The sequence below is a fragment of the Burkholderia sp. L-4 genome, from assembly GCF_056856535.1.
In genome coordinates this window covers 720,374-732,656 of record NZ_JBXEOX010000003.1, presented here as the reverse complement: position 1 = coordinate 732,656, position 12,283 = coordinate 720,374, and the positions used below count along the sequence as shown (strand labels likewise).

Annotated in this window: 10 protein-coding genes and 2 pseudogenes; 6 read left to right on the top strand and 6 right to left on the bottom strand. The window is 63.7% G+C overall.

Annotated elements, in window-relative coordinates; all coding sequences use genetic code 11:
• The first annotated feature begins 559 nt into the window (after positions 1-559).
• Positions 560-988: a methyltransferase domain-containing protein gene (locus AC1VVG_RS33820; RefSeq protein ID WP_343727981.1), complete on the top strand. Its 429-nt coding sequence runs from the start codon at positions 560-562 to the stop codon at positions 986-988.
• A 232-nt stretch (positions 989-1,220) separates the two neighbouring features.
• Positions 1,221-1,541 (top strand): annotated as a pseudogene (gene trxA / locus AC1VVG_RS33815) (thioredoxin); the annotation flags it as partial.
• Between the two features lie 991 nt (positions 1,542-2,532).
• On the opposite strand, the pseudogene AC1VVG_RS33810 reads toward trxA, so the two are convergent.
• From AC1VVG_RS33810 to ansP, 6 genes and pseudogenes are all read right to left on the bottom strand, one after another.
• Positions 2,533-2,637: pseudogene (locus tag AC1VVG_RS33810) on the bottom strand (transposase); the annotation flags it as partial.
• Between the two features lie 363 nt (positions 2,638-3,000).
• A complete protein-coding gene (locus AC1VVG_RS33805) occupies positions 3,001-3,822 on the bottom strand; it encodes an IclR family transcriptional regulator (protein ID WP_482837564.1) in 822 nt (273 codons plus the stop codon).
• A 35-nt stretch (positions 3,823-3,857) separates the two neighbouring features.
• Positions 3,858-4,664 carry a transglutaminase family protein gene (locus tag AC1VVG_RS33800; protein ID WP_049034049.1) on the bottom strand — a complete coding sequence of 269 codons (807 nt, stop codon included), beginning with the start codon at positions 4,662-4,664 and terminating at the stop codon, positions 3,858-3,860.
• Between the two features lie 8 nt (positions 4,665-4,672).
• Complete coding sequence (locus AC1VVG_RS33795) at positions 4,673-5,614, bottom strand: alpha-E domain-containing protein (RefSeq protein ID WP_069245754.1); 942 nt, start codon at positions 5,612-5,614, stop codon at positions 4,673-4,675.
• Positions 5,615-5,678: 64 nt separating this feature from the next.
• Entirely contained in the window at positions 5,679-7,091 is a 1,413-nt protein-coding gene (locus tag AC1VVG_RS33790; RefSeq protein WP_069245753.1) for a circularly permuted type 2 ATP-grasp protein, read from the bottom strand.
• Between the two features lie 67 nt (positions 7,092-7,158).
• Complete coding sequence (gene ansP / locus AC1VVG_RS33785; protein WP_034189545.1) at positions 7,159-8,649, bottom strand: L-asparagine permease; 1,491 nt, start codon at positions 8,647-8,649, stop codon at positions 7,159-7,161.
• A gap of 515 nt (positions 8,650-9,164) precedes the next feature.
• On the opposite strand from ansP, the gene AC1VVG_RS33780 reads away from it, so the two are divergent.
• From AC1VVG_RS33780 to AC1VVG_RS33765, 4 genes are all read left to right on the top strand, one after another.
• Entirely contained in the window at positions 9,165-9,971 is an 807-nt protein-coding gene (locus AC1VVG_RS33780) for a transporter substrate-binding domain-containing protein (RefSeq protein ID WP_034189546.1), read from the top strand.
• 89 nt (positions 9,972-10,060) lie between these two features.
• Complete coding sequence (locus tag AC1VVG_RS33775) at positions 10,061-10,747, top strand: amino acid ABC transporter permease (RefSeq protein WP_049036812.1); 687 nt, start codon at positions 10,061-10,063, stop codon at positions 10,745-10,747.
• The gene (locus AC1VVG_RS33770; protein WP_034189548.1) at positions 10,744-11,394 is read left to right on the top strand and encodes an amino acid ABC transporter permease; all 651 of its coding nucleotides are present in this window, start codon (positions 10,744-10,746) and stop codon (positions 11,392-11,394) included. Before AC1VVG_RS33775 ends, AC1VVG_RS33770 begins: the two co-directional genes overlap by 4 nt.
• Positions 11,381-12,130 carry an amino acid ABC transporter ATP-binding protein gene (locus AC1VVG_RS33765; RefSeq protein ID WP_482837563.1) on the top strand — a complete coding sequence of 250 codons (750 nt, stop codon included), beginning with the start codon at positions 11,381-11,383 and terminating at the stop codon, positions 12,128-12,130. Before AC1VVG_RS33770 ends, AC1VVG_RS33765 begins: the two co-directional genes overlap by 14 nt.
• The last annotated feature ends 153 nt before the right edge of the window (positions 12,131-12,283 follow it).

The following is a 12,283-nucleotide window of genomic DNA, read 5'->3' as shown; positions in this document are numbered from 1 at the left end:
AGAATAACCGGAGCCAATTGGAATATTTTTGCTTTCTCGTTCTGGAATACCTTCCAACCTGTCCAGCAACCTTTTCGTAAACCCCCGCTCGAAAATACATGCCCACGGCCCAACCCGGGACAGTTCGGCTTGGAAACCTTCAGGCGTATCGCTTGCTTTTTTTAACTCCAAAGCGTCTCGATATCGATCGGCAAGAATTTGCAAAAATCACGATTTTTTTGAAAAATAATTCCAGATTATTTCGGCGAAAATTACAGAATAGGAAGTGCGCGTGCACATGGCTTACCAAATATTCTTAGAATGAGGTTTCCAGTGAAATCCACAAACATCCGTCCTGCGGAACGCCGAGTGTGCAGTATTTTGTTGGGATTTCATGCATCCATTTTCACTGCAGTGGTCATCCACTTCTTTTTCCATACGCCAAATTGGCAGTTCGCAACGTTCGTCACGATATTTACGCTCACTTACAGTGTTATCGCCTTTGCTTGCTATTTAATAAATAAATATCGGCAGTGATGAATGCGAAACAGCGGGCCACGGATTTCAATTGCCCCATCCAATGGATACGGCATTTTTAATGCCTGAAAATGATTACGACGCGTTTGCTGCAGCGTATGACGCCGGCAACGAAGTGAATGCTTGGAATGCCTTCAATGAACGACCAGCGATTCTTTCGATGGCCGGCGATGTAGCCAATCTTCGCGTGCTCGATGCGGGGTGTGGCGGTGGAGCGCATGCGGCGGCACTCGTTGAACAAGGTGCGAACCTCACCGGCATTGACGCACGCGTGGGGCTATCGGACATCGCTCGGATCCGCCTGAAAGGGTGTGTGTCGTTGATCCTGGCAAACCTGAATGAGCCGCTACCACTTGCCGGAGAGGACCTGGAAAAGATCGCGAACCACGCGTTTTTCCTCGGGCCGCCATGGGCATTTCCATTTCGACGGCGACGCATTCCATCTGTTCGCCAGGGTGCTGACAACGCATGATTTGCAGCTGGAAGTCGCCCCCGTCAAGGTGATCGACGAAGTTGCGAAGCGTCTGGAGCGATACTGCAGGGCTACCTGATCTTATCGAAACCCTCCTCTCTATGTCTTCGATTTTGACGCGCGAGCTTGCCGACCAATTCGCCGGCCTGGCGCCGCGGAGGAGTCGCGACGACGGCCCGCAAGTCAGTGAGGCACGGCCGATTGCGATCGAACTAGCAAACAGGAACCTGAAGTGAGTGATTTAAAAGATGTGACCGAAGCGAGCTTCGAGTCCGATGTGACGTTGAACAGCCGCCCAGTACTGATCGACTTCTGGGCCGAATGGTGCGGACCGTGCAAGGCGCTGGCGCCGACGCTCGAGAAAGTGGCGCGGAGCTTCGAAGGGAAGGTCGACATCGTTAAGGTCAACGTCGACGAGCACCCAGCACTGCGCAAGCGCTTCGGCGTGTGCGGCATTCCCACCCTGGTGCTCATGAAAGGCGCCCACGAGGCGGGCCGCATGGTGGGGCCTCGTTCGGCCACGCAACTCGCCAGCTACCTGGATGCGTACCTGGGAACCGTCACGCAACTGTCGAAGCCCGATGTCGCGCTATCTGCGTTCGGCGGCGATCCGCAAGTGAAAGCAGATCGAATTGCACGTCTGCGTGATTATCTGACGCGCATGCAACCGCCACGGAGCGTCCCCATGTGGCCGGAAAACGTCAGCAGTGCGTTCGCCTTTGTCGTCGGCTCGTCCGACCCGGACGAGTGGGCGACCGCGCTGGGCATGCCGACCGATGTGGTGGAACTGGCGCGAGTGCTGTCGAGCTACCGCGGCACCAATTTCAACGTCGCGGTGTTCGTCGCCGACTGGCTGGAGAGCGTACCGGTGGGCGCCAACCTCTCGGCGCTGCCGCGCCGGCTACTGAACGCCATTCTGGTGAGTCCGCTTCTCTCGGATACGCTGGGCGGGGACGCGGCATTGCTTGCGATTCGGGACGAGGTGGCCGCGCTGCATGTCGCGGAGATGGACGGCTCGCATCAGGCGGACGCGAGGTGGGCGGCCGTGGCGCAAACGGCCCAGGAGGCGACCGTTGAGCCCACCGAAGGGAACCGGGCAAGGGCAGCCGCCGTGCTGGTAGCAGCGGCGTCTTCGTTGGCCCGGAATCCGGACATGCTGGCAGAATTCGTCGCGGCCCTTTGTAGATTCGTTCAAGCGTGCCTGAAGGCCGAATGCAACTGGAGCGATGAGGATGAGACTCGTTTTTTCAAATTGATGCGCGGCATCGACAAGCATGCGCGCGAGACCGGCGCCGAGCCGCCGAGAGGCAAAGCGATGGAGAAACGTGTGGCGGAGATCGATCCCCAACTGATGGAGCGGTTCCTCTTCCAATACGAAGAAGGCCAACGAGCCTCTAGCGAGCGGGGCAGCCAGATTGGCGACCTGCTGATTTCTCTAACCCGACAATTCGCTTGAGGGTAGTGTCAGGCTGTTCGAGAGACGGACGAGGGAGGGCAACGCGACAACACTCCGGCGACTATTTATAAAGATCGGAATCCCGACGCTACTTCGACACGAGATCCGCGTTCAACCCATGCGCGCGTGCAGCTTCCGCCAGTGAACGTGTCGGGGCTCGTATTTCCGCTACGACCTGCATGCGAAACTCATTCGTGTAATTCTTTGAGCCTCATCGGCTGCAGTGATGGGCATCGCCACTATCCATATAGTTGCGCACACAATCAATGTAACATAATTAACACTCTCGTCGGACCACATGCCAGCCTCTTGGAGGCTTGTAGCGAGCGTCCCGAACGTAACCGAGTTCGTGCGGGCAATTTGGGGGCATTTTGGCGGGAAACTGCTCGACGTCCCTTTGCCAGCAAGGCATTGCGGTCGATATTAGATTGCCGCTGAGCCAAATATGGGTAGGGGGCTATCTGCGCCTGTGGGAGTCTTATCTGGCCGATCCCCGCGAGCGATGGTTGTAGTCTGCTGTCTTCCGCCATGCCGGGCTCTCGTGCCGGGTCTCCCGTCAACAGGGGGGGTGTTGGGGTATCGACAGATGATCGGCCGTGCGGAGCAAGGCCGCAACGACCTTGTCGACCGTCGGCGCCATGTGCGCGTCGATCCGGCGCATGTACGGACAGGTCAGCACCGCGATCGCATGGTCGGACGACCCGAGGATCGGCGCGCTCAGATCGGTCACGCCATAGGCCTGACGGCTGTCCTGGCGCAGGTAGCCGGACTGCCGGATGGACTGGCATGCATACGCGAGTTCCTGCTCGTTCAGCGGCGCCTCGCCCTTGACCTTGCGATGCTCGGCCAGCATGTGCGCGCGCTGCTCGGGGCCCTGGAACGACAGCATCACGCGCCCCGACGCGGTATCGGCGAGCGCGATACGGGAGCCTAGCCGCACGGATACACCCCACGTGCCGGGGCCGTCGACCTGCGCGATCACGAGCAGGTTGCCGCGGTCGTAGACGGTCAGATGGCACGACTGTTCGACCGCATCGGCGAAGCGTTGCATCGGCGTCAACGCATCGGCGATCAGCCGGCTCATCGGCGGATGCCGGTGCGCGAGCGCGAACAGCTTGAGGCCGAGCGTGTAGCGATCGCCGCCGGTCGAACGCATCACGTAGCGGCGTGCGACGAGGCGCTCGAGCATCCGGTAGATCTCGCTCGCGTTGCGGCCGAGTTCCTTCGTGATTTCGGTGCGGGTGAGGCCTTCCTTCTGCTCGGACAGGAGTTCGAGAATGTCGAGTCCCTTGTCGAGCGCCGGGGCGCGATAGCGGTCGATCGCGTCGATCGAATCCGGCAGCTCGAAGTCGGATGGCAGGGCGCGGGTCGTTTGCATCGTCGGTGCGAGTGCCGGGATTTTCGTCGCTCGACTCATCGGGCCGGCAGGGTGACCGCGATGTCCACAGCCAGCGTTTCCGCGCCCGAATTCGACCGGATGCGGGTGACGGGCGCGGCGCTGCAAGCGTCGATGCCGGTCGCCAGCTTCACGTAGTGTTCGTCCGGGCAGAGGTTGTTCGCCGGATCGAAGCCGATCCATCCGAGCGGGTCGACGTAAACTTCAGCCCACGCATGATCAGCGGCTCCGGTGTCGTCATCGTCGCTGATCAGATAACCGGAAGCGAAGCGCGCGGGAAGGCCGAGCCGATGCGCCACGGCGATGAAGACATGCGCATGGTCGCGACATGTCCCGCCGGAACGGATCCACGCCGCTTCCGCATCGGTGGCGTCGTCGTCGTTCTCGAACCCCGATGCGAGGCGATCGTGCACGATGTCCATCAATTCGTGTAGTTGCAGCAGACGGTTCTGCGTGCTCTTCAGGGCCGACGCAAGTTCGATCAGCGAGTCCCCGGGGCGCGTGAGCGGCGATTCGCGCAGGAACAGCCACGGATTGGTCCGATCGTCCGCGGAGCCCAGCACGCCGTCCTTGTTGTGCGTCGTCACTTCGCCGCGTGAAACGATGACGATCTCCGGGTCGTCGTTCGGGCGACGCACCAGGTCGACATGGTTTCCGAATCCGTCGATGTACGACAATTCCGGCTGCCTGTCGTTTGCGAGCAATTCCCAACGTTCGACCGTTTGGCCGGGATTCGACAACGGTCGCAGTCGAAGGCGCTGCAGTGCCTGCGGCAATGGCGTGTCGAAGGTATAACGCAGGGTGTGGGCGATTCCGATATGCATTGCGGTACTCAATCGAAATTGTAGGCCTGGGCGATGTCGAGCCCCAGTTGCTGATTGCGCCGAATGAATCCGGTCAGGAACTCGTGCAGGCCGTTCTTGAAGATGCGTTCGATCGTGCTGTCGGACAGCATCGTGAGCGTCTGCGCGGCGGTGTCGTGGCACGCGTGAGCGGTGCCATGCTCCTTCACGAGCAAGTTGAGACTCGACATGACGCGCCCGTAGCAATGGCGCAGCGAACGCGGCATGCGGCCGTTCAGGAGCAGGTAGTCGGCGATGTTCATCGGCTTGTACTTCACGCCGTACACCCAGCGGTACGAGTTGTGCGCTTCGACCGACCGCAGGATCGATTCCCAGTGGTTGGTATCGAGGATCGTGCCGACGTGCGACACCGACGGCAGCAGCAGGTGGTACTTCACGTCGATGATCCGCGCGGTGTTGTCCGCGCGCTCGATGAATGCGCCGATCTGCGCGAAATCGAAGATCTCGTTGCGCAGCATCGTGCTGTAGAAGCTGCCGAGGATCAGCGCGGTTTCGCGCTTCACTTCGTCGAGCACGGCCGGCAGCTCGCTCTCCGGCACCGGCTGCGCCAGCGCGCGGCGCAGCGCGAGCCACGCGCCGTTCACGCTTTCCCACGCCTCGCGCGTGAGCGCCGTGCGCACCATCCGCGCGTTCGAGCGCGCGGCCTCGATGCACGACAGCACGCTCGACGGGTTGTCGCGGTCGCGCAGCAGGTAGTCGGTCACCGTATCGGCCGCATACGCGTCGTATTTCTCCCGGTAGCCGTCGTCCGCGCCCGAGCTGACGAGCACCGACGACCATTCGGCCGGCGCGTCGGACGTGCGCGTGAGCGCCATCCGCAGCCCGGCATCGACGATGCGCGCGATGTTCTCCGCGCGCTCGATATAGCGGTACATCCAGTAGAGCCCGCTTGCAGTACGTCCTAGAAGCATCTCGTGTCCACTCCGTCTTCGTTCGGTTCGCGCGCCGGCTGCGGCGCGCGCGGTCGCATCCGGCTCAGTCGGCCAGCACCCAGGTGTCCTTGGTGCCGCCGCCCTGGCTCGAGTTGACGACCAGCGATCCCTCCTTCAGCGCCACGCGCGTGAGCCCGCCCGGCGTGATGCGGATCCGGTCCGACACCAGCACGAACGGCCGCAGGTCGACGTGGCGCGGCGCGAGGCCGGCGTCGGTGAGGATCGGCGTCGTGGACAGCGCGAGCGTCGGCTGCGCGATGTAGTTCGCCGGACGCGCGCGCAGCTTCGCGGAAAACGCCTCGAGCTCGGCCTTCGACGCGCACGGGCCGACCAGCATCCCGTAGCCGCCCGAGCCATGCACTTCCTTCACGACCAGTTCGTCGAGATGCTCGAGCACGTACTTCAGGCTGTCGGCCTCGCCGCAGCGCCAGGTCGGCACGTTCTCCAGCAGCGCCTTGCGCCCCGTGTAGAACTCGACGATCTCCGGCATGTACGAATAGATCGCCTTGTCGTCGGCGATGCCGGTGCCCGGCGCGTTCGCGATCGTGATGTTGCCGGCGCGGTACACGTCCATGATCCCCGCCACGCCGAGCACCGAATCGGGGCGGAACGTGAGCGGATCGAGGAAGGCGTCGTCGACGCGGCGGTACAGCACGTCGATCGGCTGGAAGCCTTCGGTCGTGCGCATCGCGACGCGGCCGTCGATCACCTGCAGGTCGCTGCCCTCGACGAGGTGCACGCCCATCTGGTCGGCGAGGAACGAGTGTTCGTAGTACGCGGAATTGTGGATGCCGGGCGTGAGCACGGCCACGGTCGGGTTGTCGGCGTTGCCGCCCGGCGGGCACACCGCGGCCAGCGACTGGCGCAGCATCTGCGGATAGGTCTCGACCGGGCGCACCTTCACCTGCTGGAACAGCTCCGGGAAGAGCTGCATCATGGTCTCGCGGTTTTCCAGCATGTAGGACACGCCGGAGGGCGTGCGCGCGTTGTCCTCCAGCACGTAGAACTGGTTCTCGGCGGTGCGCACGATGTCGACGCCGATGATGTGCGTGTACACGTTGCCGGGCGGCCGGAAGTCGATCATCTCCGGGATGAACGCCTCGTTGTGCGCGATCAGGTGCTTGGGCACGATGCCCGCGCGCACGATTTCCTGGCGGTGGTAGATGTCGTCGAGGAAGGCGTTCAGCGCCATCACGCGCTGCTCGATGCCGAGCGAGAGGCGGCTCCATTCGGCGCCCGAGATGATGCGCGGGACGATGTCGAACGGAATCAGCCGCTCGGCGGCCTCCGCGTCGCCGTAGACGGCGAACGTGATGCCCGTCTTGCGGAACACGCCTTCCGCGTCGTGGGCTTTCTGGGCGAGGCTCGCGGGATTCTGCGTGTCGAGCCATGCCTTGACTCGCGAGTAGGGCGGGCGAACCTGATCGCCCGCAAGCATTTCGTCAAACGGTGCCATTGAATTGTCTCTTGTTCTGCGAGGCGGCCTGCGTCGGCCTCAGGCCGTCCGCCAATTGCGCGTCGGCTCAGTCGTTGCCTTTTTCGAGTACTTGCTGGGTCAGCGTGACCGACGGGATGGTCGGTTTGAGCAACCCGCGGCGTGCGCGGCTGCTCAGCCATTTCCAGCCGGCCACGAGCAGCAGCGCGACCAGCGGGATCGAGGCGATCGTCCAGGTGCCGTTCGGATAGTCGAATGCCATCAATACCAGCACGCCGAGCAGGAACAGCAGCGTGAGCCACGACGTCACGGGCGCGCCGGGCATCTTGAACGACACGTCGTCCACCTCGCCGCGCCTGACCGCGGCGCGGAACTTCATCTGGCACACGACGATGAAGCCCCACGTGCTGATGATGCCGAGCGACGCGATGTTCAGGACGATCTCGAACACGTTCGACGGCACGAGATAGTTGAGCAGGACGCCAACCACATAGATCGCGACGGTCACCAGAATGCCCGCGTACGGCACGGATTGCGCGCTCATTCGTCCGAGGAATGCGGGGGCCGAGCCGCCCATCGACAGCGAACGCAACACGCGCCCGGTCGAATAGAGGCCCGAGTTGAGGCTCGACAGCGCCGCCGTCAGCACCACCAGGTTCATCACCGAGCCGATGCCCGGCACGCCGAGCGCGCCGAAGAACGTGACGAACGGGCTCTGGCCCGCCTTGTACGCACTCCACGGCAGCAGGCAGACCAGCAGAACGACCGATGCGACGTAGAAGATCGCGATGCGCCAGATCACGTTGTTGATCGCGCGCGGCAGCACCTTGCGCGCATCCTTGCATTCGCCGGCCGCCGTGCCGACCAGTTCGACGCCCGCGAACGCGAACACCACGCCCTGCACCAGCACCAGCGCCGGCATCAGCCCGTGCGGAAAGAACCCGCCGTTGTCGGTGATCAGATGCATGCCGGTGTCGTGGCCGGCCACCGGCACGCCCGTGCCGAGGAGCACGGAGCCGATCGCGAGAAACAATACGATCGCGGCGACCTTGATCAGCGCGAACCAGAACTCCATCTCGGCGAACCACTTCACGCCGATCAGGTTCATCGTCGCGACGATGCAGAGCGCGACGAGCGCGAAGATCCACTGCGGCACGGCCGCGAACGGCGCCCAGTAATGCATGTACAGCGCGACGGCGGTGATGTCGACGATGCCGGTCATCGCCCAGTTGAGGAAGTACATCCAGCCTGCGACGAACGACGCCTTTTCGCCGAGGAATTCGCGCGCGTACGACACGAAGCTGCCGCTGCTGGGGCGATGCATCACGAGTTCGCCGAGCGCGCGCAGGATCAGGAACGAAAACGCGCCGCATACCAGGTAGACGATCGCGAGCGACGGTCCGGCGGCCTGCAGGCGGCCGCCGGCGCCGAGGAACAGACCGGTGCCGATGGCCCCGCCGATCGCGATCATCTGTACCTGTCGATTGCCGAGGGTCTTGTGATAGCCGGCTTCGTGCGATTCGAGCCAGCTGCGTTTGTTGGTTTCGCCCGTTGTCGACGGTTCCGGAAGCGATGCCATGATTGCGTCCTCGTGCTCTGAAGTGATTGCATTCGTCCCGATCGCGGGACGATCGGGAACGACTCGTACCGGAGAACCCGGGCGCGGAATCAGGCGCGCCCGTCCTGCTTGCGATTTGCCGATCGCGGCGAAACGCACGGTATGTCGCGAACGTATTCGGCCGTAATTCCCGTCACAAACGGAATGCAAATTTGGACTGAACCTGTTCGAATCCGTGCATATGGGCCACGATGATCGCGCAGCAAAACGCGCCGGCCGGCACCGCGCATGCACGGCGGTCGTGTTTCCCGGATGAACCGGTTAGGTAATTTGGTGCGCCCGCGCGCACTGCGGGGGCAACAGCTGTCGCCGATGCCGACTCATGCACCGAAATGAGGAATGCGGGTTGCCGGCATTTCCCGCTCGTGCCGGCACGGCAAGCGTTTCACGGCAATGGCCCGGTTTTTGCTGGAGTTGCATCGGCCGCGCAACGGTTGCGCGCTGCCCGACGACATACCAGACAAGGAAGATTCACCGTGAGCCCGACGACTCGACCGTTCCCCCGACGCACCTGGCTGGCTGCGCTGATCGCCGCACCCGTGATGGCGCTGTTCGCCGCTGCGCCGGCACATGCCGACGCGCTCGACACCATCGCGAAAAACGGCGCACTGCGCGTGGCGGTGCCCGAAGACTATCCGCCGTTCGGCTCGGTCGGCACGGACATGCAGCCGCAGGGCTACGACATCGACATGGCCGAGCTGCTCGCCAAATCGCTCGGCGTAAAGCTGAAGCTGGTGCCCGTGAACAGCGCGAACCGGATTCCGTACCTGACGACCAACAAGGTCGACATGGTGATCTCGTCGCTCGGCAAGACGCCCGAGCGCGAGAAGGTCATCGACTTCTCGACCGCGTACGCGCCGTACTTCCAGGGCGTGTTCGGGCCGGCTGACGTGAAGGTGAGCGGGCCCGCCGACCTGACCGGCAAGACGGTCGGCGCCACGCGCGGCGCGCTCGAGGAGATCGCGCTGACGCAGCTTGCGCCGAACGCGACGATCAAGCGCTTCGAGGACAACAACGCGACGATCCAGGCGTTCCTGTCGGGGCAAGTGCAGCTGATCGCCGCCGGCAACATCGTCGCGGCGGCGATTCTCGCGAAGAATCCGCCGCGCCGGCCCGAGGTCAAGTTCGTGATCAAGAATTCGCCGTGCTTCGTCGGCGTCAACAAGAACGAGCCGCGCCTGCTCGCGAAGATCGACGATGCGATCACGCATGCGAAGCAGGACGGCACGCTGGGCGCGATGTCGCGGAAATGGCTCGGCCAGCCGTTGCCGGCGGGGCTGTGACGGATCGCCGTGTTGCCTGATACACCGCCGCGGCCGGCGCCGCCGGCGCGGCGGGTGTCGTTGTCCGAACCTGAACTTACTCAATCGTCATGAGCTACCAGCTTCAATTCGGCGATCTCGCCGAATACGCCGGCGTGTTCGCGAGCGGCGCGGCGATCACGCTCGCGCTGACCGCGGTCGCGACCGTGCTCGGCGTGGCGATCGGCGTGCTCGGCGCGGCCGCGTACAGCGTCGACGCGCCGGTGGTCGTGCGGCTGCGCCCGCTGATCGGCGCGTACGTCGAGGCGATCCGCAATACGCCGTTCGTCGTCCAGCTGTTCTTCATCTTCTTCGGATTGCCCGCGCTCGGCGTGCACATCGACGAATACACGGCCGCGATTCTCGCGATGACGCTCAATCTCGGCGCGTACTCGGTCGAGATCGTGCGCGCGGGCGTCGCCGCCGTCCCGAACGGGCATCTCGAGGCGGCGTCCGCGCTTGCGATGTCGCGCGCGCAGATGCTGCGCCACGTCGTGCTGCCGCAGGCGCTCGCCAAGGTGTTTCCCGCGCTCTCGAGCCAGATCGTGATCACGATGCTCGGTTCGGCGGTCGTGTCGCAGGTCTCGGTGGCCGACCTGACCTATGCGGCGGGCTACATTCAATCGCGCAACTTCCGCGCATTCGAGACGTATTTCGTCATCACGCTCGCGTACCTGGCGATGGCGCTGCTGCTGCGCGGCGCGCTCGGTTCGATGGGGCGCCGCCTGTTCTCCCGTCGTGTGCGAGGTGCGCGATGATCGATTTCACGTTCGGGCAGATTCTCGCCAACCTGCTGCTGGCCGCGCGCTGGACGATCGTGCTGTCGATCGTGTCGTTCCTGTCCGGCGGCCTGGTCGGCCTCGGGGTGCTCGTGATGCGCGTGTCGGGTTCGCCGGTGTTGCGTGGCGGTGCGAAGCTGTACATCGAGGTATTCCAGGGCACCCCGTTGCTGATGCAGCTGTTCATCGTGTTCTTCGGCCTGCCGCTCGTCGGGCTCGACGTGCCGCCGTGGGTCGCGGCCACGGCCGGGCTCACGTTCTTCACCAGTGCGTATCTCGCCGAAATCTGGCGCGGCTGCGTCGAGGCGGTGCCGAAAGGGCAGTGGGAGGCCTCGGCAAGCCTGGCCATGAGTTATGTCGAGCAGTTGCGTCACGTGATCCTTCCGCAGGCCGCACGCATCGCGATCGCGCCGACGGTCGGCTTCGGCGTGCAGGCCGTGAAGGATACGGCGCTGGTGTCGATCATCGGCTTCACCGAGCTGACCAAGGTCGGCATCGCGATCTCGAACGCGACGTTCCGGCCGTTCGTCGTGTACGGGCTCGTCGCGCTGATCTATTTCGCGCTCTGTTACCCGCTTACCCGTTATGCGCGCACGTTGCAAAGGAGATGGCATGTCGCTCGTTGAAACCCGTGGTCTCGAAAAGAACTTCGGTACCCATCATGTGCTCAAGGGCATCGATTTCTCCGTCGAGCGCGGGCAGGTCGTCTCGATCATCGGCCGCAGCGGCTCCGGCAAGAGCACGCTGCTGCGCACGCTCAACGGGCTCGAGAGCATCGACGCGGGCACGATCTCGGTCGACGGCGAGCGTGTCGATGCGCGGCACGCCGACCTGCGCGCGCTGCGGCTCAAGGTCGGGATGGTGTTCCAGCAGTACAACCTGTTTCCGCACCTGAGCGCCGGACAGAACGTGATGCTCGCGCAATCGGTCGTGAAGAAGGCGCATCGCCAGCAGGCGCGCGCGATCGCGGAATTGATGCTCGAGCGCGTCGGCCTTGGCGACAAGTTCGACGCGTTTCCGGAACAGCTGTCGGGCGGCCAGCAGCAGCGCGTGGCGATCGCGCGGGCGCTCGCGATGAAACCGAGCGTGCTGCTGTGCGACGAGATCACGTCCGCGCTCGATCCCGAGCTCGTCGGCGAGGTGCTGGGCGTCGTCGAGCAACTCGCGCGCGAGGACATGACGCTGATCATGGTCACGCACGAGATGAACTTCGCGCGCGCGGTGAGCGACCGGATCGTGTTCATGCACCAGGGCCGGGTGTGGGAAACCGGGACGGCCGAAGAGATCTTCGAGCGGCCGCAGACGGTGGAGCTGACGCGGTTTCTGGGCAGCGTCCGGAATACGGAAGCGGTGGTGCGCTGACCGGCTACTCCTGAGCGGTGCGGACATCGGCGCCGGCTCGACACCGACGTTTCAGCCTGCCGTGCGCCGCGCCGTATCCGGTGCGTGCGAGCCGGACGTGCCGCCGTATCGATGCGCTTCCGTGCGATCATGCGCGTGCGATGGCGCGGCGCC

What these genes read in the sequence shown, in the direction of transcription:
- AC1VVG_RS33820 (WP_343727981.1), top strand. Translation starts at nt 560, where the DNA reads ATGGATACGGCATTTTTAATGCCTGAAAATGATTACGACGCGTTTGCT.
- AC1VVG_RS33805 (WP_482837564.1), bottom strand. Translation starts at nt 3,822, where the DNA reads ATGCAAACGACCCGCGCCCTGCCATCCGACTTCGAGCTGCCGGATTCG.
- AC1VVG_RS33800 (WP_049034049.1), bottom strand. Translation starts at nt 4,664, where the DNA reads ATGCATATCGGAATCGCCCACACCCTGCGTTATACCTTCGACACGCCA.
- AC1VVG_RS33795 (WP_069245754.1), bottom strand. Translation starts at nt 5,614, where the DNA reads ATGCTTCTAGGACGTACTGCAAGCGGGCTCTACTGGATGTACCGCTAT.
- AC1VVG_RS33790 (WP_069245753.1), bottom strand. Translation starts at nt 7,091, where the DNA reads ATGGCACCGTTTGACGAAATGCTTGCGGGCGATCAGGTTCGCCCGCCC.
- ansP (WP_034189545.1), bottom strand. Translation starts at nt 8,649, where the DNA reads ATGGCATCGCTTCCGGAACCGTCGACAACGGGCGAAACCAACAAACGC.
- AC1VVG_RS33775 (WP_049036812.1), top strand. Translation starts at nt 10,061, where the DNA reads ATGAGCTACCAGCTTCAATTCGGCGATCTCGCCGAATACGCCGGCGTG.
- AC1VVG_RS33770 (WP_034189548.1), top strand. Translation starts at nt 10,744, where the DNA reads ATGATCGATTTCACGTTCGGGCAGATTCTCGCCAACCTGCTGCTGGCC.
- AC1VVG_RS33765 (WP_482837563.1), top strand. Translation starts at nt 11,381, where the DNA reads ATGTCGCTCGTTGAAACCCGTGGTCTCGAAAAGAACTTCGGTACCCAT.